Raw genomic sequence first — 20,942 nt, 5'->3', positions numbered from 1 at the left:
CGCCTGACGCTCTGGATGCGAACGACGTTCAGGCAGCCGGCGACGAAATATGGCATCTGGTCCCCTTCATGGAGACCGATCAGCGCAGCGCCGAGTGCCGACAGGATCGAGATTTGGGCGGGATCGCCGGTGCGCTCCTCGGGCCAGACCAGTTGCACCGTCTTCCGCGACACGTCCCAGTTCATCGAATAAGTCACCCATGATCCGACCGTCACAAACGGTTCGACCTCGCACGCCGCGTCCGGAACGATCTCGGCGCGGTCGATCTCACTCATCAGAAACACCGCGTCCATGTCTCCGAACTGCGCACCGGCACGGGCCAGATGCTCCAGACGGGGATGGTCGGACGCTATCAATGAAATCTTCGGAAGAGGCAGCACGTCGCGCTCCTTTTCGCTCAGGCCAATCGGCTCCCGACGAGCCGCAAACTGGCGAGCCGCAAACTGGAATGTGTCGATGAAGGAAAAACCCGGACGGCAACGATCGGCCGTCCGGCTAAATGCCTGCGTGAAGGCGGCCGGCGTGCAGATGGAAGCGCGCAATGCGTGGATCGATGTCGATGACATAGGTCATGGCACATCGAATATAGTCGCGCGCCGCGCGCACAGCATTGCGACGAAAGCGCGCATCGCGGTGCGCCCGAGAGACTGGCGAATGCCCGCCGCTAGACCTCGTTCGACGCACGGAATGACGGGCCGAGGCTGTCGGCCACGGCCTTGTTGGTGACGCGCCCGCGATGGACGTTGAGACCGTTGCGCGGATTCGGATTCTCCAGCACGGCGCCGAAGCCGCTCCTGGCCAGCATCAGTCCGAACGGTAGCGTCGCGTTGTTGAGCGCCAGGCTCGAGGTCACGACGGAAAGTCGGCCGCCTTCACGTGAATGCGATCGGCATGCAGCGACCAATGATGCAGTGCCTGGTCCTGGCAGAACTTCTGCTTGGCCCGCTCCGTTGCATCGGTCTCGTCCTGGGCGTCGACCTCCAGAGTGCTCTGGCAAATCTCGCATTGCCGACCGTTCTCGCCGAGCACGTCCTTCATGAACCGCACGACATAGCGTGACATGGAACCTCCTGCTGCCCCGGCAGCCAATCTAGTCCCATTTAGCCATGACGATGGAAGGAGATTTTGAGGGGAATCAAGTGGTGGATTGGCTATTGAAGACCATACAAAATTTTGTATAATCTCGCTATGCCGAGCCTAAAGCCGATCGAGTTCCGAGGCGTTGCTCTCGATGATCTCCGCCGGTTTCCCGGCACGGCGCGCCGTCAGGCAGGGTTCCAGCTTGACCAGGTCCAGCGTGGTCGGCAGCCCGACGACTGGAAGCCTATGAGTAGCGTCGGTCCAGGCGTAATCGAGATTCGGATCCGCGATGAATCCGGCGCATTCCGGGTTCTGTACGTGGCGAAGTTCGAACGCGCCGTCTATGTGCTGCATTGCTTTCAGAAGAAGACACAGAAGACTGGCAAGGCAGACCTTGACCTTGCTCGACAACGCTATCGAGACTTGCTGAAGGAACTGAACCGATGACGAAAAAGCGCTTCGCGAGCGTCTGGGACGCGATTGAAGATACGCCTGCGGAAGCGGCCAATATGAAGCTGCGTTCGGAATTGATGCTCGCGCTTCGGGATCACATTGTCGGAATGAAGCTGAACCAGTCCGACGCCGCAAAGCTGTTCGGCGTTACGCAACCCAGGGTCTCGGATCTCATGCGTGGAAAGATCGAGCTGTTCGGACTCGATACGCTCGTCAACATGGCCGTCGCAGCCGGCCTCAAGATCGAAATGCGCGTCGTCGAAGCGGCTTAAGCGCCGGCTTCCGGCAGGCTCGCGGCCGCGATGGCGACGATCTGCGCCAGGCGACGGCGGATCCGAGAAGGCGCCCTCTGCAGCAATGACCGCACGCGTTCCATGGCAAATTCCCTTTTGCGCCCAAGCGCTAACGGGAACATGATGGCCGCGGTCCATGCTGTCGAGACCACCGCGAAAATAGCAATGAGCGCTTCGCGAGAGGCCGAAACTGCAGCAGCTTTGTTGCCGGAAATCGGCGCGCGACGGCGGAAATTTTCTCCCCGTCCGGCGGCACCAAAGCCGGCTCGACGGCACTATCCCGGCGTGACGCCAAAGGCTTGGCGGAACCGCTCGGCATAGCGCGGCCAGACCTCGGGATTGACGATGCGCGGCGGCTTCCTGCCGTCGAGCGCATCGAGCACCTGCTCGGCGGCGATCCGGCCCATGTTCTCGCGGGCCTCGCGGGTGACGCCGGCGGTATGCGGGCTCGCCAGCACGTTGTCGAACTGCAGCAGCGGGTGCTCGGGCGGCGGCGGCTCCTTGGACCAGACGTCGAGGCCGGCTCCCGCGATGAGCTTGTCGCGCAGCGCCCCGAGCAGCGCGTCCTCGTCGTGGATGAAGCCGCGCGCGGTGGTGACGAAGTAGGCATGCGGCTGCATCAGCGAGAACTCGCGCGCTCCGATCATGCCGCGGCTGCCCTTGTTGAGCGGACAGGAGACCGAGACGAAGTCGGCGCGCTTCAGGAGGTCCTCGAGCTCGACCTTCTCCCCTCCCCGCGCGGCCATCTCGGCCGCCGTGAGATAGGGATCGTAGGCCAGCACCTTCATGCCGAGGAGCCCGTTGCAGAGCGCTGCGATGCGGCGGCCGACATTGCCGAGCCCGACGATGCCCACCGTCTTGCCCTGCACCTCGTTGCCGACGAGATCGTTGCGATTGACGTCGCGTTCGCGCCGCAGCCGGCGGTCGGACTGGATGATCCGCTTCGACAGCGTCAGCATCATCGCAAGCGCATGTTCGGCGACCGAATGCGCGTTGCCGCCGGACTGGTTGACGACGAGCACGCCGGCCTCCGTGCAGGCCTCGACGTCGACGGGATCAAAGCCCGCGCCATTGCTGGAGACGATCAATAGATTCGGCGTGCGCTTCAGAAGCCCGGCATGGACGTGGAAATGCGGCGCGAGTTCATCGCGCGCCGCGCCGACCTGGTAGACATGGGCGGCTTCGAGGATCGGGGCGAAAAACGCCTCGGGGCTCTCGTTCTCGATGCGGTCGAGCCGGACGTCGCTCCGCGCCTTCAGGATGTCGACATAGATCGGATGCGCGAGATATTTGACGTAGAAGACGCGCTTGTTGTTGACGGACATGGACCCAGCTTCCGGCTCTCCAGGGAGGTGCCGAGACGCGGGCCTGCGCCCCTCCCATGCCGTCCCCCGATGTTCTCGTTGTCGTTGCTCAATCGCACGGCAATCGCGGCCGTGGCAGACCCCACAGCGCAGACCACGGTGCCGCGCGGACATGTTGACAATCCCGCCCGCCGCGTCAAGTTCGGCGCCCAAGGCAGCCGCGATTTGCAAGCCACGACGAACAAGGCAAGCCACGACGAACAAGGAATGGCGCGGCCGAGGAATACGACGAAGGAGGACGAGATGGCGATCGTGGAGCAGCCCACCCCGCCCCAGACGTCTCACGACAAGGCGCCCACGGAACGGAGCTGGCACGCCATCGTGCTGCAGACGCTGAAGCGGAACGACATCAACCTCATTCCTTACGTGCCCGACCGCGTGCTGACGCCGCTGATCAGGAGCCTGCACGCCGATCCCTTCTTCACGACCTTTGCGACCGCGCGCGAGGAAGAAGCCGTCGGCGTCCTCGCCGGCGCCTGGATGGCCGGCCGGCGCGGCGCGCTGCTGATGCAGACCTCGGGCTTCGCCACGCTCGCCAACGTGCTGGCCTCGCTCGCCGTGCCCTACCAGATCCCGCTGATCATGTTCGTGTCCGAACGCGGCACGCTCGGCGAATTCAACTACGGCCAGGCCCTGGTCTGCCGCACCATGCGCCCGGTGCTGGATTCGCTGGCGCTCGAGCACCACACCATCACGCGGCTCGACGAACTCGAATTCATCGCCGACCGCTCGATCAAGCAGGCCGTCACCACGCAGGCGCCGGTGGCGCTGATCCTCAATCCGCTGCTCACCGGCGGCAAGGTCTTCGACAAGTGAGCGCGAGCATGGACAGCAGGGTACGCAACACCAAGGTGATGAACCGCTTCGACCTCACCTCGCGCCTGATCGCGAAGCTCGACGACGAGGCCGTGATCGGCGGCATCGGCAACACCAATTTCGACCTGTGGGCCGCCGGCCACCGCCCGCAGAATTTCTACATGCTGGGCAGCATGGGCCTCGCCTTGCCGATCGGGCTCGGGGTGGCGCTGGCGCAGCCCGACCGCCGCGTCTTTGCGCTCGAGGGCGACGGATCGCTCCTGATGCAGCTCGGCGCGCTCACGACGATTGCCGCCTTGAAGCCGAAGAACCTCGTCATGATCGTGTTCGACAACGGCATCTACCAGATCACCGGCGCACAGCCGACGCCGGCCGCAGGCGTCGCCGACCTCGTTGCGATCGCAACCGGCGCGGGACTTGCCAACAGCGTCTGGGCCGCGGACGAGGAGGATTTCGAGCGGCTGGTGGCGCAGTCGCTCGACGCCACCGAGCCGACGCTGATCGCGGTGCGCACCGACGACCAGCCGGGCGTCGGAACCACCCGCCGCGATCCCGTCCAGATTCGCGAGCGCTTCATGCACGGGCTCGGCGTGCGACAGCCGCTTTGAGGCAGCCGCTGTGTGAGGGGCGACATTAACTACACGGCGAGCTGATATTCCCGTGATTTTTGCCGCGCTGCGAAATCGTGCTATGCGAGCCGCATGACCGTTCTTCTCCGGCTTTTCGCCTGGCTGCTTGCCGCCGCCGTTGCATTTGCAACGCTTGGACCGCCCGACACGCGGCCCCATTCCGACCTCGGCCAGGATGGCGAACACGCGCTGGCCTTCGTCCTGGTGGGACTTGCTTTCGGCCTCGCCTATTCGCAGCGACGCCGAATATCGTCGGCGATCGCGGTCGTCCTGATCGGCGTTCTCGAACTGCTGCAGCTCGTGGCGCCGGGGCGGCACGCGAGGCTGGAAGACTTCGTCGTCGATGCGCTCGCCGCCGGCGCCGGCTTCGCATTGTCCGCCGCGCTCGAATGGGGCTTTACACGCGTGCGCGCCGGCTTCGGCACCATCACGCGCAACGGCCCCGCGGAGTAGCTGCCGCGGGGCCGCATCCGCATCGATGACGATCAGTCGATGACCCTGATGACCTTGCGGGTCCGCGGCTCGACGATGACGCGGCGGTCGTTCACGACGGCGTAGCGATACTGCGTGTGGTGCGGCACCGGCCGCAGCACGACGTCGGGCGGCAGCGGCTCGCCGACCACGACGCGCTCGCGCACCACCACGGACGGCTCGTCGCGCGGGATCGAAGTGATCACGGCGTTCGGAATCTCCACCGCGGCACCGATGGCCGCGCCCACCGTGCCGCCGACCATCGCACCGATCGGACCGCCGATATCGCCGCCCGCGCGCGCGCCGTTCGCAGCACCTTCCGCGGTCGTCGACTGGGCCAATGCGGCGCTCGACGCCAGCAACGAGACAGCGGCCAGCGAGATCGCAAGACGGGTTTTCATGTTTCGAACCTCCAATCGTTTGACACCCGCCTTCAACCATCCTGTCGCGTTGTGGTTCCGGTTCCACCGCGTGGTGCCACGTGGGGCTCCGGATTCGACGGGGCCGACCCGCAGCAAATGAACAAATGAAAATGCCGCTTCGGACATCTCCGAAGCGGCATCCTTCGTTCGCGTGCTCGGCGGCGGCCGGTGCTCAGAGCAGCCCCGCTCCGCGCGCCCATCTGTACTTCGCGCCCAGCACCTCGACCGGCATCTCGGTCGAATAGGCGTAGGCCGGGATGCCGTTCTGGTAGAGATATTCGGCGGCCTCCTCGACCTCGACGTCGCCGGCGAGCGAGGCGACCATCGGCTTCACGAAGCCCTTGGCCTCCATCTCCTTCTTCACCTCGACCATGTTTCGGGCGAACACCATCGGCGGGGTGACGATGGTGTGCCAGTAGCCGAGGATCAGCGAATGGATGCGCTCATCCGACAGGCCGAGCTTCACGGTGTTGATGTAGGTGATCGGCGGCTCGCCGCCGGTGATGTCGACGGGGTTGCCGGCAGCTCCGAACGGCGGGATGAATTTTCGGAACGCCGCATCGAGGTCCGGCGGCATCGACATCAGCGACAGGCCGTTGTCGACGCAGGAGTCCGACAGCAGCACGCCGGAACCGCCGGCCCCCGTGATGATCAGGACGTTCTCGCCCTTCGGCGTCGGCAGCACCGGCATGCCGCGGGCGAATTCCAGGAGCTGACGCAGGGACCGGGCGCGGATCACGCCCGACTGCTTGAACACGTCCTCGTAGATCTTGTCGTTGCCGGCGAGCGCGCCGGTGTGCGACGAGGCCGCCTTGGCACCTGCGGAGGTACGGCCCGCCTTCAGCACCACCACGGGCTTCTTCTTGGCGACGCGCTTGGCGGCTTCCGCAAAGGCGCGGCCGTCCTTGAGATCCTCGCAGTGCTGCGCGATCAGGTTGGTGTTGGGATCCTGCTCGAAGAAGGCGAGCAGATCGTCCTCGTCGATATCCGACTTGTTGCCGAGCCCGACGATGGCGGAGACGCCCATCTTGGCCGAGCGCGAGAAGCCGATGATCGCCATGCCGATGCCGCCCGACTGCGACGACAGCGCGGCGTGGCCCTTGACGTCGTAGGCGGTGCAGAAGGTGGCGCAGAGATTCGCCCAGGTATAGTAGAAGCCGTAGATGTTCGGCCCCATCAGGCGAACGTCGTATTTCTTGCCGACCTCGACGATCTCGGCCTGCAGCTCCGGCGCGCCGGCCTCCGCGAAACCCGAGGGGATCAGCACCGCGCCGGGGATCTTCTTCTCGCCGCACTCGGCGAGCGCGCCCGCGACGAATTTCGCGGGAATCGCGAACACCGCGACGTCGATCACGCCCGGCACGTCCTTGACGCTCTTGTAGGCCCTGTAGCCGAGGATTTCGTCGGCCTTGGGATGGATCGGCAGGATCTCGCCCTTGTAGCCGCCGTTGATGAGGTTCTTCATCACGGAGTTGCCGATCTTGCCGTCCTCGGCGGAGGCGCCGATCACGGCGACCGCCTTCGGCTGCATGATGCGGTTCATGGCCTTGACGATCTCTTCGGTCGGACGCGGCTTCGGCCGCGGCGTGTGGTCGAAGTCGACGACGATGCGCACGTCGGCGGCGGTCGCGTCCTTCGCGGTGGCGAATACCGGGTTGAGGTCGAGCTCGACGATCTCTGGGAAATCGCTGACGAGCTGCGAGACCTTGACGATGACGTCGGCGAGCGCCGCGCGGTTCACCGGCTCCCCGCCACGCACGCCTTTCAGGAGCTCATGCGCCTGGATGCCGTCGAGCATCGACAGCGCGTCGTCCCTGGTCGCGGGCGCAAGGCGGAAGGTGATGTCCTTCAGGACCTCGACGAGCACGCCGCCGAGACCGAAGGCGACCAGCTTGCCGAACGAGCCGTCGGTGATGGAGCCGACGATCACCTCGGTGCCGCCGGCCAGCATCTGCTGCACCTGGACGCCCTCGATCTTGGCGTCGGCCTTGTACTTCTTCGCGTTCGACAGGATGGCCTCGTAGGCCTTCTCGGCGTCCGCAGCGCTCTTCAGGCCGACGATGACTCCGCCGGCTTCGGTCTTGTGGAGGATGTCGGGCGAGACGATCTTCATCACGACCGGGAAGCCCATGGCGGACGCCATCTTGCCGGCCTCTCCGGCCGACTTCGCCACGCCCTCCTTCGGCACCGGAATGCCATAGGCGTCGCAGACCAGCTTGCCTTCGGGGGCCGTCAGGCTGGTGCGCCTGTCGGCCTTGACCTGGTCAAGCACCTTGCGGACGGCATCTCTGGAATTGGACATCTGGCTTCCTCCTGACCTCGGTCGTTCTTTGCTTTTCACGGCGCGGAGCGGACCGCCCGTGACGCTTGCCGTTTCGCCGCGTCCTGTTTCCTGCGGCGGAACGGAGGGGCGATTTGCCCAAGTCTGCTCCGCCGGCTCGGATCGAAAAACGACTGGCGATGGCATTTGGTATGCCAGAAGCCACCTTGTCAAGGCGGTGCATCGGTCGGAGGCTGCAAATCAGGGCAGCTTGACATTCTGGCATCTGGCATGCCAAAAACATCCTGGCAATATTCCTGTAAAAGACGACTCCTTCAGAGGAGGAGAATCGTCGTGTCACTGCGGAAACCAACCAAGGCGCCGTCCCCCATGGCCGAGGCAGACATCGCAATCGTTCGTATTGCCCCGGAGAGCAGCTTCAAGAACAAGGCGTATGACGCCTTGAAGGAAGCCATCCTCAAGATGGACATCTACTCGACGCCGGAACCGGTGATGCTGGACGAGCGCGCGCTGTCGGAACGTCTCGGCGTCAGCCGCACGCCGATCCGCGAGGCGATCGCGATGCTGGAACAGGACGGTTTCGTGAAGACGGTTCCGCGCCGGGGCATCATGGTGGTGCGCCGGACCAAGAGCGAGATCGTCGACATGATCCGCGCCTGGGCGGCGCTGGAAAGCATGGCGGCACGCCTGATCACCACGACCGCGCGCAAGAAGGACATCTCGGCGCTGCGCGACTTCTTCAAGGATTTCGGCTCCGACCGCCTGCCGGAGGACCACGTCGAGGAATATTCCAAGGCCAACATCGCCTTCCATCAGGCGCTGATCTCGCTGTCGGAATCGCCGATCCTGGTCGACCTCACCAACGATCTCCTGCTGCACGTACGCGGCTATCGCCAGCTCACCATCGGCCGCAAGGACCGCACCGCGACCTCGCTGCCCGAGCATCTCGGCATGATCGAGGCGCTGGAGGCGCGCGACACCGAGCTTGCCGAGAAGCGCGCGCGCGACCACACGCTGGGCCTCGCCGCCTATGTCGAGGCGCACGGCCAGGAACTGTTTACCTAGCACCATTCACCAGAAGGACGAGCAAACTCGTCCCGCGACTCAAAGACAGGGAGACAAGGCCCATGCTGAACACCGCGACCAAGTCCGAAGCACCGGGCACCGAGCAGGAACTGACGGACGGTTTCCATCTCGTCATCGACGCGCTCAAGCTGAACGGCATCAAGACCATCTACAACGTGCCGGGCATCCCGATCACGGATTTTGGCCGCATGGCGCAAGCAGCGGGCATCCGCCTCATCTCCTTCCGCCACGAGCAAAGCGCCGGCTACGCCGCCGGCATCGCCGGCTTCCTCACCAGGAAGCCCGGCGTCTGCCTCACCGTCTCCGCGCCCGGCTTCCTCAACGGCCTCACCGCGCTCGCCCACGCCACCACCAACTGCTACCCGATGATCCTGATCTCCGGCTCCTCCGAGCGCGAGATCGTCGACCTGCAGCAGGGCGACTATGAGGAGATGGACCAGCTCGCGATCGCAAAGCCGCTGTGCAAGGCGGCCTATCGCGTGCTGCACGCCCAGGACATCGGCATCGGGCTCGCGCGCGCGATCCGCGCCGCGGTGTCCGGCCGTCCGGGCGGCGTCTATCTCGACCTGCCGGCAAAACTGTTCGGCCAGGTGATGAATGCCGACGCCGGCGCGAAGTCGCTGGTCAAGGTGATCGACGCGGCGCCGGCGCAGATCCCCTCGCCGGCCTCGGTCAAGCGCGCGCTCGATGTCCTGAAGAACGCAAGACGCCCGCTCATCATTCTCGGCAAGGGCGCGGCCTATGCGCAGGCCGACGACGAGATCAGGAGCTTCGTCGAGAAGAGCGGCGCGCCGTTCCTGCCGATGAGCATGGCCAAGGGTCTCCTGCCCGACACCCATCCGCAATGCGCGGGCGCCGCGCGCTCGACGGTGCTCAAGGAATCCGACGTCGTGATGCTGATCGGCGCGCGGCTCAACTGGCTCCTGTCGCACGGCAAGGGCAAGACCTGGGGCGAAGCTCCGAAGAAGTTCATCCAGGTCGACATCGAGCCGAAGGAGATGGATTCCAACGTCGAGATCGCCGCCCCCGTGGTCGGCGACATCGCCTCGGCCGTCTCTGCCTTCATCCAGGCGATGGGCCCGTCATGGACCGCACCGCCCGCCGACTGGACCAAGGCGGTGGTGTCCAAGCGCGAAGAGAACGTCGCCAAGATGGCGCCGAAGCTGATGAACAACAAATCGCCGATGGACTATCACGGCGCGCTCGGCGTGCTGAAGACCATCATCAAGGAGCGCCCGGATGCGATCCTGGTCAACGAGGGCGCCAACACCCTCGACCTCGCCCGCGGCGTCATCGACATGTACAGGCCGCGCAAGCGTCTCGACGTCGGCACCTGGGGCGTGATGGGCATCGGCATGGGCCAGGCGATCGGCGCCGCGCTCGAGACCGGCCACCCCGTGCTCGCGGTCGAGGGCGACTCGGCCTTCGGCTTCTCCGGCATGGAGATCGAGACCATCTGCCGCTACGACCTGCCGATCTGCGTCGTCATCTTCAATAATGACGGCATCTACCGCGGCATCGACGTCAACCCGGCGGGCAACGATCCCGCCATCACCGCGTTCGTCAAGGGTGCGCGCTACGACAAGATGATGGAAGCCTTCGGCGGCGTCGGCGTGAACGCCACCTCGCCTGACGAGCTGAAGCGCGCCGTCAACGCCGCGATGGATTCCGGCAGGCCGACGCTGATCAACGCGGTGATCGATCCGGCGGCGGGCTCGGAGAGCGGCCGCATCGGTAATCTCAATCCGCAGAGCATTCTGCAGAAGAAGAAGTGAACGGATCCGTCCGCCGGGTCATTCCCCGCGCAGGCGGGGACCCAGGCCTCCGCCGAACCGAGGCGGGTTCCAGGCCCGACGGAATCGAACAGCGAATAGCGGATGTCCCTGGCGGGCATCACGACAACGAATTGTAACAGGAGACGACAGATGACCAAGGCCCTGAGCGGCGTTCGTATTCTCGATTTCACCCACGTCCAGTCGGGGCCGACCTGCACGCAATTGCTGGCATGGTTCGGCGCAGACGTGATCAAGGTCGAGCGTCCGGGGGTCGGCGACATCACCCGCGGCCAGTTGCAGGACATCCCGAACGTGGACAGCCTGTATTTCACCATGCTGAACCACAACAAGCGCTCGATCACGCTCGACACCAAGAACCCCAAGGGCAAGGAAGTCCTGACCGAGCTGATCAAGACGTGCGACGTGCTGGTGGAGAATTTCGGCCCCGGCGTGCTCGACCGCATGGGCTTCCCCTGGGAGAAGATCCACAGCATCAACCCGAAGATGATCGTCGCCTCGATCAAGGGGTTCGGCCCCGGGCCGTACGAGGACTGCAAGGTCTACGAGAACGTCGCGCAGTGCACCGGCGGCGCCGCCTCCACCACCGGCTTCCGCGACGGCCTGCCGCTCGTGACCGGCGCGCAGATCGGCGATTCCGGCACCGGCCTGCATCTCGCACTCGGCATCGTCACCGCGCTCTATCAGCGCACCCAGACCGGCCAGGGCCAGCGCGTCACCGCCGCGATGCAGGACGGCGTGCTCAACCTCGCCCGCGTCAAGCTGCGCGACCAGCAGCGCCTCGCCCACGGCCCGCTCAAGGAATACAGCCAGTACGGCGAAGGCATTCCGTTCGGCGACGCCGTGCCGCGCGCCGGCAACGATTCCGGCGGCGGCCAGCCCGGCCGCATCCTGAAGTGCAAGGGCTGGGAGACCGATCCCAACGCCTACATCTACTTCATCACCCAGGCCCCGGTCTGGGAGAAGATCTGCGACGTGATCGGCGAGCCGACCTGGAAGACCGATCCGAACTACGCCAAACCGCCGGCCCGGCTGTCGCGCCTGAACGAGATTTTTGCGCGCATCGAGCAGTGGACGATGACGAAGACGAAGTTCGAGGCGATGGAAATCCTCAACAAGGACGACATCCCCTGCGGTCCGATCCTGTCGATGAAGGAGATCGCGGAAGACCAGTCGCTGCGCGCCACCGGCACCGTGGTCGAGGTCGACCATCCCACGCGCGGCAAGTACATTTCGGTCGGCAACCCGATCAAGCTGTCGGATTCCCCGAGTGAGGTGACGCGCTCGCCGCTGCTCGGCGAGCACACCGACGAGATCCTGCGCCAGGTGCTCGGCTTCAGCGATCACCAGGTCGCCGAGATCCACAAGTCGGGCGCCCTCGACCCGCCGCAGAAGCAGGCGGCAGAGTAACCCCGTTCCGTCTACCGCCAGACGTGGCAAGGCCGCCGATTTCGGCGGCCTTTTTGCATCTTTATGCCTGAAACGACCCCGTTAAGGAAATATTATGTTGCGATGCAAAAGGATATTTGCTGCCATGCAAACAAATCAATTGTATCTGGCATCTGGTATACATAAATTCTCTTTCGAAACGGGGACAGCAATCCGGCTGCTCCCAGGAAAGGGAACCCACAATGCCCAAGACCGCCGCCATCGCGCTCGCGCCCTCCAGCTCGCTGTTCAGCCGCCTGCTCGCCACCATCGACCGTCTTCTGCTCGCCTACGCGGAGATGACGATCAAGAACGGCGACGTGCCGCGCTTCGGCCTCTGAGCCCGATCGAATCCACGGCAAGGCGGCGCTTCCTCCCGCCGCCTGTCGAAACCTCGATGGCCCCGCTTTGTCGGGGCCATTCTTTTTTGCGCGTTTGTCGACGTGGGACGGGCGTGTGGGCAAGCTGCGGCAAATGCGCACGGCCAGCAGGCTGACGCTTGAAGGTTGGCATATTGAATACAACAATGGCCGATCAGCGCTCGCTCCATCCAGAAGCGCGTCGGGAGGTCTTATGACGGACATGGTTCAGGCAACATCGCCCACAGCCGCGCGCGTGAGTGACGCTTATCGCTGGGGTCAACTTGGGGTTGGCGTAGCCGCAATGGTGATGATCGCCAATTATCAATATGGATGGACCTTCTTCGTCCCCGACATCCAGAAGGCCTTCGGCTGGGACCGCGCCTCGATCCAGTGGGCCTTCACCCTGTTCGTGCTGTTCGAGACCTGGCTCGTGCCGGTCGAGGGCTGGTTCGTCGACAAGTACGGTCCCCGCCTCGTCGTGCTCGTGGGCGGCATTCTCTGCGCCGTCGGCTGGGCGATCAACGCCAAGGCCACCACGCTCAACGGATACTATCTCGGCATGATCGTCGCCGGCATCGGCGCGGGCGGCGTCTACGGCACGTGCGTCGGCAATGCGCTGAAATGGTTTCCCGACAAGCGCGGGCTGGCGGCCGGCATCACCGCGGCCGGCTTCGGCGCGGGCTCGGCGCTCACCGTTGCTCCGATCCAGGCCATGATCCGCGACTCCGGCTTCCAGACCACCTTCCTCTATTTCGGTCTCGGCCAGGGCATCATCATCGTGATCCTCGCCTTCCTGCTGCTCGCGCCGAAGGCCGGCCAGGTGCCGGCGGCGGTGCAGAGCCTCAACGTCATCCAGAGCCGGCGCAACTACCAGCCGACCGAGGTGATCCGCGAGCCGATCTTCTGGCTGATGTATTTCATGTTCGTCATCGTCGGCGCCGGCGGCTTGATGGTGACGGCCAATCTGAAGCCGATCGGCGTGGACTGGAAGGTCGACGCCGTTCCGGTGACGCTGATCGGGATGACGCTGACCGCGGTGACGTTCGCCGCCACCATCGACCGTGTGCTCAACGGCCTGACCCGGCCGTTCTTCGGTTGGGTCTCGGACATGATCGGCCGCGAGAACACCATGTTCCTCGCCTTCGGCATGGAGGGCATCGGCATCTGGCTGCTCTACATGTTCGGCCACAGCCCGGTCTGGTTCGTGATCCTGTCGGGCTTCGTCTTCTTCGCCTGGGGCGAGATCTATTCGCTGTTCCCCTCGACCTGCACCGACACCTTCGGTGCGAAATTCGCGACCACCAATGCGGGCCTGCTCTACACCGCGAAGGGCACCGCGGCACTCCTTGTTCCCCTCGCAAACTATGTGCAGCAGACCTCGGGCCATTGGGACAACGTGTTCATCATCGCCGCCGGCGCCAACATCCTGGCCTCGCTGCTTGCGATCGCGGTGCTGAAGCCCTGGCGCAAGGTGGTGATCGCACGCGCTTCGGCGACCTGACGCGCGCGCGCGCGCCACACGCGCTTCCCGCCGCCAAAAACGACGCCCGACCTCGATGGGGCCGGGCGTTTTCGTTGCCGGTTCGACCGCCGGCGGGTTGGCGGCCCCTACCAAGGTGGGGCCGCCTTTGCTGCGCTGCATCTCAAAATCTGGCTTGCTTCTTGGAATATAATATACCAACCTCCGCCCGGCGCTTGCGACGATAAGTCACAATAATTGCGACACTAAGTCACAATCACGCAGTTGGGAGGATTCATGGCTGTCAGTACGAATGCGGCGTCGCCGACCGGCGGCTTTCGTTGGGTTCAACTGATCATCGGTGTCGCCTGCATGGCGATGATCGCGAACCTGCAATATGGCTGGACCTACTTCGTCGGCCCGATGGCCAAGGCCCATTCGTGGGACGTCGGCAGCATCCAGGTCGCCTTCAGCATCTTCGTCGCGCTCGAGACATGGCTCACGCCGGTCGAGGGCTGGATCGTGGATTCGCTCGGGCCCCAGCGCGGACCGAAGCTGATGGTCGCTGTCGGCGGTATCTGCGTCGCAATCGGCTGGCTGATCAACGCCAAGGCCAACTCGCTCGAGATGCTCTATGTCGGCGCGGTGGTGTCCGGCATCGGCGCCGGCGGCATCTATGCGACCTGCGTCGGTAACGCCGTGAAATGGTTCCCCGACCGCCGCGGTCTCGCCGTCGGCTTCACCGCGGCGGGCTTCGGCGCCGGCGCGGCCGTCACCGTGATTCCGATCCAGAAGATGATCGCGTCGATCGGCTATGCCGACACCTTCTTCTGGTTCGCACTCGGGCAAGGCGCCGTCATCTTCGTGCTGGCTTGGCTGCTGCGCTCGCCGGAGCCCGGCGAGGTGCCGAGCGCATCGCAGGTCAAGGTGCTGCAATCCAAGCACTCGAGCACGCCCGGCCAGATGCTGGCTTCGCCGGTGTTCTGGCTGCTCTACCTGATGTTCGTGCTGGTGTCGGCGAGCGGCCTGATGGTGGCGGCGCAGATCGCGCTGATCGCCAAAGACTACGGCGTGGCGCAGACCGTCGTGCTGTTCGGCGCCACCACGCTGATCGTGTCGGGCGTGATCGACAACCTCGCCAATGGCAGCGCGCGGCCGTTCTTCGGCTGGGTGTCCGACCAGATCGGGCGCGAATACACCATGGCGATCGCGTTCACGGCGGGCGGCCTCGCCTACTGGCTGCTCGGCACCGCCGGCACGACGCCCTGGACCTTCGTCATCTGCGCGGCGCTGATCTTCTTCACCTGGGGCGAGATCTTCAGCCTGTTCCCGTCGACCTGCACCGACATGTTCGGTCCGAAATACGCGACGACGAACACCAGCCTGCTCTACACCGCAAAAGGCCTCTCGGCCTTCGTCGTGCCGCTCGCCAACGTGCTGAAGTCCTACACGGGCGGATGGCATTCGGTGTTCGCGGTCGCCGCGATCATGAACTTCGTGGTGGTCGGCCTTGCCCTGTTCGTGGTGCGGCCGATGCGACTGTCGATCAGCGCGGCGCAGGAGCAGGAACGCGTCGTCGGCCAACCGGCGGAGTGAGGCCGCGCGTGAGTTGAAAGCGAAAGAAAGGGGCGCACCGCGGTGCGCCCTTTTTTTGTCTCGCCGCCATGAAGTTTCTTTCAGAAGCGTCAGGTAGGCTGACGCATAATTTCGCGTGAAACTCCGACAGAGCGTTTGACAATTGGCATAATGTATACCAATCTTTTTCTAACTTAAGGGAAGACGCTCACCCTCACCATAGGAGGTAGCAATGCTGGTCGGAGACATCCTGCGCAAGAAGACGTCGCGTGTCGTCACGGTGCGAATGAACGAAACGGTGGGTATCGCCGCCAAGCTGATGCGCACCAGCAATATCAGCGCGCTCGTCGTGAAGGACGTGGTGCGGACCGAAGGCAACACCGCGGCCGGCATGTTCACCGAGCGCGACGTGGTCCGCGCCATCGCCGAGCACGGCGCCGCCGGCGTCAACCTGAAGGTCTCGCAGCTCATCTCGGTGCAGCACCTCGTGTCCTGCACCTCCGCCGACACGCTGGAGCACGTGCGGCATCTGATGAACCGCCATCACATCCGCCATCTGCCCGTCATCGACGACTACAGCCTGTTGGGCGTCATCAGCATGCGCGACGTCGCCGCTGCCTTCGACGAGGCCGGCGCGAGGACGCCGCAGGCGGCCTGAGGCTTCATCCAGCTCTGCGGCGGCCAGCGTCTAATCCCCGAACACGATGACCCCACGCAGATTCCTGCCTGCATCGAGATCGGCGTAGCCGCGATTGACGTCGGCGAGACCGTAGCGGCGCGTGATTAGCTCGCCGAGCTTGAGCGCGCCGTCGCGGTAGAGCGACAGCAGCTCCGGGATTTGCAGCCGCGGACTCATGAAGCCGTACACCGCGCCCATGATCGCCTTCTGGGTCACGAACAACTCGAGCGGTGGGATCCTGATCTCGGTCACGCTGTCGGGGGTGAGCGCGGTGACCACGACGTTGCCGGCCTTGGCGGTGGCGCGGAACGCCGGCAGCAGCGTCTCCGGCGGATCGATGCAGACGAAGGCGTGGTCGACGCCGACGCCGTCGGTCATCTCCAGCACGGCGCGCGTGAGCGCCTCGCCGCGCGCCAGCGTGCCGTGGGTGGCGCCGAAATCGCGCGCCCAGTCGAGCTTGGCCTGCACGATGTCGGCCGCGATGATCTTCGCCGCGCCGCAGAGCCGCGCACCCTGCACCACGTTCATGCCGTCGCCGCCGCAGCCCACGACCAGCACGCTGTCGCCCGGCTTGACGCGGGCGCGGTGGCGCGCGGCGCCCACGCCCGCCGGCACCCCGCAGGCGACGAGGGCTGCGAGATCGAGCGGAATGTCCTTGTCGATCGCGATGGCGGAGGCCTGGTCGACTACCGCATGTTCGGCGAACGCGCCGATCATGCAGAACGCGCCGACCGGCTGCCCCTCGCCGTCATGCCGCCGGTAGGTGCCGTCGAGCTGCGGCCCCTGCGTGATGCGCGGCCCCTCGGCGCAGAGGTGATGCAGGCCCTTCGTGCACCAGCGGCAGCGCCCGCAGCCGGGAATGAAGGTGAGCACGACGTGGTCGCCGCGCCTGATGCCGGCGACCCCCGCGCCGACCTCTTCGACGACGCCGGCGCCCTCATGGCCGAGCACCATCGGCCGCATCGCCACGCGCCGCTCCCCGCGCATGACGTGGTAGTCCGTCCGGCACAGGCCGGCCGCGACCAGGCGGACCAGCAATTCGGTGTCCTTCGGCGGATCGAGCGTGATCCGCTCGACGGATAGTGGCGAGCCGACGTCACGGAAGACTGCGGAAAGGGTCTGCATGTCGTCATCATGCAACGAGCCGGCGGGAACAATCAATGCAGCCGAGGTGACACCCGATCGGCGCTTGGCGCGATCGTGACCCGTTCCTCCAACATGTCCCATGACCGCCGCACTGTCGTCGCATTCCGACGCCCATGTGGATGAGGAGCCTGGGGAGCGCGCGGCGGACGATTGCCGTGTTTGGTCTAGCCTCAAAGGGGAACTGCCTTGAAGAAGTTCGTGATCGCCGCGGGTGCAACGCTCGCCTGGATGACTGCCGCCGGTGCCGCCGATCTTCCGCGCCGACAGCCCGTCTATCAGCAGGCCTCGGTCGGCAAGATGCCGATTGGCAAGACCCCCATCGGGAAGAGCCCGATCGGCAAGGCCCCGATCGGCAAGGCGCCCATCGCGTCGCGCTACTAGTCCGCGGCGCTCAGTCGGCTAGCCGCCCTTGTCGTCGGCAATAGAGGACCAGGCGTGACCAACGGACTCGGAGCATGGGGACTGCGCGCGGGATCTGCGCTCGCCGTCCTGCTCTTCTGCATGATCCAACCAGCTTCGGCAGGCGAGGCGCACAAGCGCCTCGCGGACGCGCATGCGCTCGTCTCCACCGACGCGTCCGTTTCGTCGAGACCGGCGCCACCGTCGACGCGAAGGCCGGCGTCGAGTTCGGCGAAGGGCCCATACTACGTCGATTTCAGAGCCAGGACGGCGGCGAGCTGGGGACATGCGTTCGTCTGGTATGGAAAGACCAGCGAACGAGCCGTCGAAGTCGCGGGCTTGACGCCTGCGGGCGATACGCTGGCCTACGTGCTCGGCCATCTGACGTGGGTCCCGTCCGAGACCGGGGCGAGCTATGGCGATCTTGATCCGGAATATCTGACGGCCAGCTACCGGGTCTACCTGAACGAACCCGACGCCAGGAGGGTCTTCGCCTACATCAAGCAGTTGCAGGCGAGTTCACCGGTCTGGAACGCGGAGACGACCAACTGCACGGGATTCATCGGCAACATCGCAGGCTTCATGGGACTGAAGGTTCCGCCGCGCTGGCAGCGTCCCGAAAACTTCGTCAACAGCCTCAAGCAAATGAATGGCGCACGCCGGATGGTCCAACTGTCCCCGGAGCAATAGCCTCAGGACTGGTTGGGCTCGTGCCGGCGGCGACAATTGTCCGCCGCACGGAAACACCGCCGGCCCCTCGCAGGATCGCCCTGCCCGCATCGCGCCCGGCACGGATAGACTTTTGCCAGCCCCAACGGCATCTTGGCGTTCGAAAACGCAGTGCCGCGCGAATGGATCGCGGGCCGGGGAAACGCAGGGAATCATCATGCTGAAGACACGCTTCACCGAGCTGGTCGGCGTCGCGCATCCGATCGTTCAGGGTGGCATGCAATGGGTCGGGCGCGCCGAACTGGTCGCGGCCGTCGCCAATGCCGGCGCGCTCGGCTTCATCACCGCGCTGACCCAGCCGACGCCGGAGGATTTGCGCAAGGAGATCGCGCGCTGCCGCGACCTCACCGACAAGCCGTTCGGCGTCAACCTCACCATTTTGCCCGCGATCAAGCCGCCGCCCTACGCGGAATACCGCGCCGCCATCATCGAGAGCGGCATCAAGGTGGTCGAGACCGCCGGCAACAAGCCGCAGGAGCACGTCGACGAGTTCAAGAAGCACGGCGTCAAGGTCGTGCACAAATGCACCAGCGTCCGCCACGCGCTCTCGGCCGAACGCATGGGGGTCGACGCGATCTCGATCGACGGCTTCGAATGCGCCGGCCACCCCGGCGAGGACGACACCCCCGGCCTGATCCTGATCCCGGCGGCAGCCAACAAGGTCAAGATCCCGATGATCGCCTCCGGCGGCTTTGCCGACGGGCGGGGCCTCGTGGCGGCGCTGGCGCTCGGCGCCGAGGGCATCAACATGGGCACCCGCTTCATGGCGACCAAGGAGAGCCCGATCCACCAGCTCATCAAGGAGAAGATCGTCGCCAATGACGAGCGCGAGACCGAGCTGATCTTCCGCACCATGCGCAACACCTCCCGGGTTGCGAGGAACGCGATCTCGACCAAGGTCGTCGCCATGGAGAAGGAGGGCGCCAAGTTCGAGGACATCCGCGAGCTCGTCGCCGGCGCCCGCGGCAAGATGGTCTACGCCACCGGCGATTCCGACGAAGGCATCTGGTCGGCCGGCCAGGTGCAGGGCCTGATCCAGGACATCCCGAGCTGCGCCGAGCTCATCTTCCGCATCGTGCGCGAGGCCGAAAGCATCATTCGCAGCCGGCTCGAAGGAATGATCGTTCAGCCGCAGCGCGAAGCCGCGGAATAGAAGCTGCAAGCATGGGAGGTGACACATGAAGGCCTACGTCTATGGCCCTAATGGCGCGGCGATTTCCGACGTCGCTCAACCGACGCCTCAGGGCACGCAGGTCCTCGTCCGCGTGCGCGCCTGTGCGCTGAACCGGGCCGATACCGGCATGCGCAGGGGTCACGCCCATGGCGCGGCCGGCGGCCTTGGTACCGTGCTCGGCATGGAATGGGCGGGCGAGGTCGCAGGCCTCGGACCGGACGCGAAGGGCGTGAAGATCGGCGACCGCATCATGGGCTCCGGTGCTGCCGCCTTCGCCGAGTATACGCTGGCCGATCACGGCCGGCTGTTCCGCGCGCCCTCGAACATGAATTTCGAGGAGGCGGCCACCCTCCCCGTCGCGCTCGCCACCATGCACAACGCCGTCGTCACGGTCGGCGCGCTGCAGCCGGGCCAGTCCGTCCTGATCCAGGGCGCAAGCTCCGGCGTCGGCCTGATGGGCATGCAGATCGCCAAGCTGAAAGGCGCAAAGCTCGTGATCGGCTCCTCGACCGACGCCCATCGCCGCGGCCGGCTGAAGGATTACGGCGCGGACCTCGCGATCGACTCCTCCGATCCCGGCTGGGTCGACCAGGTCCTGAAGGCGACCGGCGGCGACGGCGTCGACCTGATCGTCGACCAGGTCTCCGGCCCGGTCGCCAACCAGAACCTCGCCGCCACCCGCGTCAAGGGCCGCATCGTCAATGTCGGCCGGCTCGGCGGCACGCATGCCGACTTCAACTTCGACCTGCACGCGGCGCGCCGCATCAACTATGTCGGCGTCACCTTCCGCACCCGGACCATCGCGGAGATCCGCGAGATCTTCGAGGAGGTCAGGAAGGACGTCTGGGGCGCGGTGGAATCGCGAAAGCTGCAGCTTCCGATCGACCGGGTGTATTCCTTCGACCAGATCGATGCGGCCTTCGAGCACATGGAGGCCAACAAGCATCTCGGCAAGATCGTGGTGACGCTTTAAATCGGAACAATTCGCAAGAATTGCATTTCGCTGGGGACCGTACGGGCCTGCGCGGCTTTCATGTCGGGGGGTGGACTGCTAAACCCCCGCCCATGACCGCCCCCCCATCCAGCGAAAAGACCCGCGTCGCCGCGATCTCGGTGTTTGCCAGTGCCGGCATGGCCGCGGCCAAGTTCGCGATCGGCATCCTCATCGGCTCGCTGGCGCTGATCTCGGAGGCGCTGCACTCCTCCGTCGACGTGATCGCGACCATCATCACCTTGATGGTGGTGCGGGTCTCCGACCGCCCCGCCGACGAGGAGCATCATTACGGCCACGGCAAGCTCGAAA

The 20,942-nt window shown here is 65.2% G+C and carries 23 protein-coding genes and 1 pseudogene; 17 read left to right on the top strand and 7 right to left on the bottom strand.

Features of this window, described 5'->3' with window-relative positions; genetic code table 11:
• From KGM94_RS12070 to KGM94_RS12060, 3 genes and pseudogenes are all read right to left on the bottom strand, one after another.
• On the bottom strand, nucleotides 1–566 hold a 566-nt coding region (locus tag KGM94_RS12070; protein ID WP_300258940.1), incomplete at its 3' end, for a GreA/GreB family elongation factor.
• Nucleotides 567–694: 128 nt separating this feature from the next.
• Nucleotides 695–853 (bottom strand): annotated as a pseudogene (locus KGM94_RS12065) (alanine dehydrogenase); the annotation flags it as partial.
• Nucleotides 850–1,062: a hypothetical protein gene (locus KGM94_RS12060; protein ID WP_300258938.1), complete on the bottom strand. Its 213-nt coding sequence runs from the start codon at nucleotides 1,060–1,062 to the stop codon at nucleotides 850–852. The gene KGM94_RS12060 and the pseudogene KGM94_RS12065, both read right to left, overlap by 4 nt.
• 126 nt (nucleotides 1,063–1,188) lie before the next feature.
• Here KGM94_RS12060 and KGM94_RS12055 point away from each other — a divergent pair, with 126 nt between their 5' ends.
• Both KGM94_RS12055 and KGM94_RS12050 read left to right on the top strand, forming a co-directional pair.
• The gene (locus KGM94_RS12055) at nucleotides 1,189–1,527 is read left to right on the top strand and encodes a type II toxin-antitoxin system RelE/ParE family toxin (protein WP_300258935.1); all 339 of its coding nucleotides are present in this window, start codon (nucleotides 1,189–1,191) and stop codon (nucleotides 1,525–1,527) included.
• Nucleotides 1,524–1,805: an XRE family transcriptional regulator gene (locus tag KGM94_RS12050; RefSeq protein WP_300258934.1), complete on the top strand. Its 282-nt coding sequence runs from the start codon at nucleotides 1,524–1,526 to the stop codon at nucleotides 1,803–1,805. Before KGM94_RS12055 ends, KGM94_RS12050 begins: the two co-directional genes overlap by 4 nt.
• A gap of 296 nt (nucleotides 1,806–2,101) precedes the next feature.
• Here KGM94_RS12050 and KGM94_RS12045 read toward each other — a convergent pair whose 3' ends face one another.
• Nucleotides 2,102–3,151 (bottom strand): hydroxyacid dehydrogenase, encoded by a 1,050-nt coding sequence (locus KGM94_RS12045; protein ID WP_300258931.1) that lies wholly within the window; start codon nucleotides 3,149–3,151, stop codon nucleotides 2,102–2,104.
• 282 nt (nucleotides 3,152–3,433) lie between these two features.
• Between KGM94_RS12045 and KGM94_RS12040 the strand changes: the two genes are divergently transcribed.
• The 3 genes from KGM94_RS12040 (at nucleotide 3,434) to KGM94_RS12030 (ending at nucleotide 5,088) form a co-directional block, all read left to right on the top strand.
• Nucleotides 3,434–4,006: a thiamine pyrophosphate-binding protein gene (locus KGM94_RS12040; RefSeq protein WP_300258946.1), complete on the top strand. Its 573-nt coding sequence runs from the start codon at nucleotides 3,434–3,436 to the stop codon at nucleotides 4,004–4,006.
• 8 nt (nucleotides 4,007–4,014) lie between these two features.
• Nucleotides 4,015–4,614, top strand: coding sequence for a thiamine pyrophosphate-dependent enzyme (locus KGM94_RS12035; RefSeq protein ID WP_300258928.1), 600 nt, complete (start codon nucleotides 4,015–4,017; stop codon nucleotides 4,612–4,614).
• A gap of 93 nt (nucleotides 4,615–4,707) precedes the next feature.
• A complete protein-coding gene (locus KGM94_RS12030) occupies nucleotides 4,708–5,088 on the top strand; it encodes a VanZ family protein (protein WP_300258925.1) in 381 nt (126 codons plus the stop codon).
• A 32-nt stretch (nucleotides 5,089–5,120) separates the two neighbouring features.
• On the opposite strand, the gene KGM94_RS12025 is transcribed toward KGM94_RS12030, so the two are convergent.
• Both KGM94_RS12025 and KGM94_RS12020 read right to left on the bottom strand, forming a co-directional pair.
• The gene (locus KGM94_RS12025) at nucleotides 5,121–5,507 is read right to left on the bottom strand and encodes a DUF1236 domain-containing protein (protein ID WP_300258922.1); all 387 of its coding nucleotides are present in this window, start codon (nucleotides 5,505–5,507) and stop codon (nucleotides 5,121–5,123) included.
• Nucleotides 5,508–5,700: 193 nt separating this feature from the next.
• The gene (locus tag KGM94_RS12020) at nucleotides 5,701–7,830 is read right to left on the bottom strand and encodes an acetate--CoA ligase family protein (RefSeq protein ID WP_300258917.1); all 2,130 of its coding nucleotides are present in this window, start codon (nucleotides 7,828–7,830) and stop codon (nucleotides 5,701–5,703) included.
• 312 nt (nucleotides 7,831–8,142) lie between these two features.
• Between KGM94_RS12020 and KGM94_RS12015 the strand changes: the two genes are divergently transcribed.
• The 7 genes from KGM94_RS12015 to KGM94_RS11985 all read left to right on the top strand — a co-directional run bounded on the left by KGM94_RS12015 (nucleotide 8,143) and on the right by KGM94_RS11985 (nucleotide 16,170).
• Nucleotides 8,143–8,874, top strand: coding sequence for a GntR family transcriptional regulator (locus KGM94_RS12015; RefSeq protein ID WP_300258914.1), 732 nt, complete (start codon nucleotides 8,143–8,145; stop codon nucleotides 8,872–8,874).
• Between the two features lie 62 nt (nucleotides 8,875–8,936).
• A complete protein-coding gene (oxc, locus tag KGM94_RS12010) occupies nucleotides 8,937–10,670 on the top strand; it encodes an oxalyl-CoA decarboxylase (protein ID WP_300258911.1) in 1,734 nt (577 codons plus the stop codon).
• 150 nt (nucleotides 10,671–10,820) lie between these two features.
• Entirely contained in the window at nucleotides 10,821–12,098 is a 1,278-nt protein-coding gene (gene frc, locus KGM94_RS12005; protein WP_300258907.1) for a formyl-CoA transferase, read from the top strand.
• Between the two features lie 221 nt (nucleotides 12,099–12,319).
• Nucleotides 12,320–12,457, top strand: a complete 138-nt coding sequence (locus KGM94_RS12000) for a hypothetical protein (RefSeq protein WP_300258904.1) — start codon at nucleotides 12,320–12,322, stop codon at nucleotides 12,455–12,457.
• Between the two features lie 232 nt (nucleotides 12,458–12,689).
• A complete protein-coding gene (gene oxlT, locus KGM94_RS11995; RefSeq protein ID WP_300258900.1) occupies nucleotides 12,690–13,979 on the top strand; it encodes an oxalate/formate MFS antiporter in 1,290 nt (429 codons plus the stop codon).
• 255 nt (nucleotides 13,980–14,234) lie between these two features.
• The gene (gene oxlT, locus KGM94_RS11990; RefSeq protein ID WP_300258897.1) at nucleotides 14,235–15,533 is read left to right on the top strand and encodes an oxalate/formate MFS antiporter; all 1,299 of its coding nucleotides are present in this window, start codon (nucleotides 14,235–14,237) and stop codon (nucleotides 15,531–15,533) included.
• A 211-nt stretch (nucleotides 15,534–15,744) separates the two neighbouring features.
• Nucleotides 15,745–16,170, top strand: coding sequence for a CBS domain-containing protein (locus tag KGM94_RS11985; RefSeq protein WP_300258893.1), 426 nt, complete (start codon nucleotides 15,745–15,747; stop codon nucleotides 16,168–16,170).
• Nucleotides 16,171–16,200: 30 nt separating this feature from the next.
• On the opposite strand, the gene KGM94_RS11980 is transcribed toward KGM94_RS11985, so the two are convergent.
• Nucleotides 16,201–17,316 (bottom strand): Zn-dependent alcohol dehydrogenase, encoded by a 1,116-nt coding sequence (locus tag KGM94_RS11980; RefSeq protein WP_300258889.1) that lies wholly within the window; start codon nucleotides 17,314–17,316, stop codon nucleotides 16,201–16,203.
• Nucleotides 17,317–17,523: 207 nt separating this feature from the next.
• Between KGM94_RS11980 and KGM94_RS11975 the strand changes: the two genes are divergently transcribed.
• From KGM94_RS11975 to KGM94_RS11955, 5 genes are all read left to right on the top strand, one after another.
• The gene (locus KGM94_RS11975; protein WP_300258886.1) at nucleotides 17,524–17,718 is read left to right on the top strand and encodes a hypothetical protein; all 195 of its coding nucleotides are present in this window, start codon (nucleotides 17,524–17,526) and stop codon (nucleotides 17,716–17,718) included.
• Nucleotides 17,719–17,838: 120 nt separating this feature from the next.
• On the top strand, nucleotides 17,839–18,426 hold the full coding sequence (locus KGM94_RS11970) for a hypothetical protein (RefSeq protein WP_300258944.1): 588 nt from the start codon (nucleotides 17,839–17,841) through the stop codon (nucleotides 18,424–18,426).
• A 196-nt stretch (nucleotides 18,427–18,622) separates the two neighbouring features.
• Entirely contained in the window at nucleotides 18,623–19,618 is a 996-nt protein-coding gene (locus KGM94_RS11965) for a nitronate monooxygenase family protein (RefSeq protein ID WP_300258883.1), read from the top strand.
• Nucleotides 19,619–19,643: 25 nt separating this feature from the next.
• Nucleotides 19,644–20,612 (top strand): zinc-binding dehydrogenase, encoded by a 969-nt coding sequence (locus tag KGM94_RS11960; protein ID WP_300258880.1) that lies wholly within the window; start codon nucleotides 19,644–19,646, stop codon nucleotides 20,610–20,612.
• Between the two features lie 92 nt (nucleotides 20,613–20,704).
• Nucleotides 20,705–20,942: cation transporter (locus tag KGM94_RS11955; RefSeq protein WP_300258876.1), on the top strand; the 238-nt coding region annotated here is incomplete at its 3' end.

This window comes from Bradyrhizobium sp., assembly GCF_028868675.1.
Classification (GTDB): domain Bacteria; phylum Pseudomonadota; class Alphaproteobacteria; order Rhizobiales; family Xanthobacteraceae; genus Bradyrhizobium.
This window is presented reverse-complemented; position numbering and strand designations above follow the sequence as displayed.

Coding starts and splice junctions, on each gene's coding strand:
- KGM94_RS12060 (WP_300258938.1), bottom strand. CDS start 1,062: ATGTCACGCTATGTCGTGCGGTTCATGAAGGACGTGCTCGGCGAGAAC.
- KGM94_RS12055 (WP_300258935.1), top strand. CDS start 1,189: ATGCCGAGCCTAAAGCCGATCGAGTTCCGAGGCGTTGCTCTCGATGAT.
- KGM94_RS12050 (WP_300258934.1), top strand. CDS start 1,524: ATGACGAAAAAGCGCTTCGCGAGCGTCTGGGACGCGATTGAAGATACG.
- KGM94_RS12045 (WP_300258931.1), bottom strand. CDS start 3,151: ATGTCCGTCAACAACAAGCGCGTCTTCTACGTCAAATATCTCGCGCAT.
- KGM94_RS12040 (WP_300258946.1), top strand. CDS start 3,434: ATGGCGATCGTGGAGCAGCCCACCCCGCCCCAGACGTCTCACGACAAG.
- KGM94_RS12035 (WP_300258928.1), top strand. CDS start 4,015: ATGGACAGCAGGGTACGCAACACCAAGGTGATGAACCGCTTCGACCTC.
- KGM94_RS12030 (WP_300258925.1), top strand. CDS start 4,708: ATGACCGTTCTTCTCCGGCTTTTCGCCTGGCTGCTTGCCGCCGCCGTT.
- KGM94_RS12025 (WP_300258922.1), bottom strand. CDS start 5,507: ATGAAAACCCGTCTTGCGATCTCGCTGGCCGCTGTCTCGTTGCTGGCG.
- KGM94_RS12020 (WP_300258917.1), bottom strand. CDS start 7,830: ATGTCCAATTCCAGAGATGCCGTCCGCAAGGTGCTTGACCAGGTCAAG.
- oxc (WP_300258911.1), top strand. CDS start 8,937: ATGCTGAACACCGCGACCAAGTCCGAAGCACCGGGCACCGAGCAGGAA.
- frc (WP_300258907.1), top strand. CDS start 10,821: ATGACCAAGGCCCTGAGCGGCGTTCGTATTCTCGATTTCACCCACGTC.
- KGM94_RS12000 (WP_300258904.1), top strand. CDS start 12,320: ATGCCCAAGACCGCCGCCATCGCGCTCGCGCCCTCCAGCTCGCTGTTC.
- oxlT (WP_300258900.1), top strand. CDS start 12,690: ATGACGGACATGGTTCAGGCAACATCGCCCACAGCCGCGCGCGTGAGT.
- oxlT (WP_300258897.1), top strand. CDS start 14,235: ATGGCTGTCAGTACGAATGCGGCGTCGCCGACCGGCGGCTTTCGTTGG.
- KGM94_RS11985 (WP_300258893.1), top strand. CDS start 15,745: ATGCTGGTCGGAGACATCCTGCGCAAGAAGACGTCGCGTGTCGTCACG.
- KGM94_RS11980 (WP_300258889.1), bottom strand. CDS start 17,316: ATGCAGACCCTTTCCGCAGTCTTCCGTGACGTCGGCTCGCCACTATCC.
- KGM94_RS11970 (WP_300258944.1), top strand. CDS start 17,839: ATGATCCAACCAGCTTCGGCAGGCGAGGCGCACAAGCGCCTCGCGGAC.
- KGM94_RS11965 (WP_300258883.1), top strand. CDS start 18,623: ATGCTGAAGACACGCTTCACCGAGCTGGTCGGCGTCGCGCATCCGATC.
- KGM94_RS11960 (WP_300258880.1), top strand. CDS start 19,644: ATGAAGGCCTACGTCTATGGCCCTAATGGCGCGGCGATTTCCGACGTC.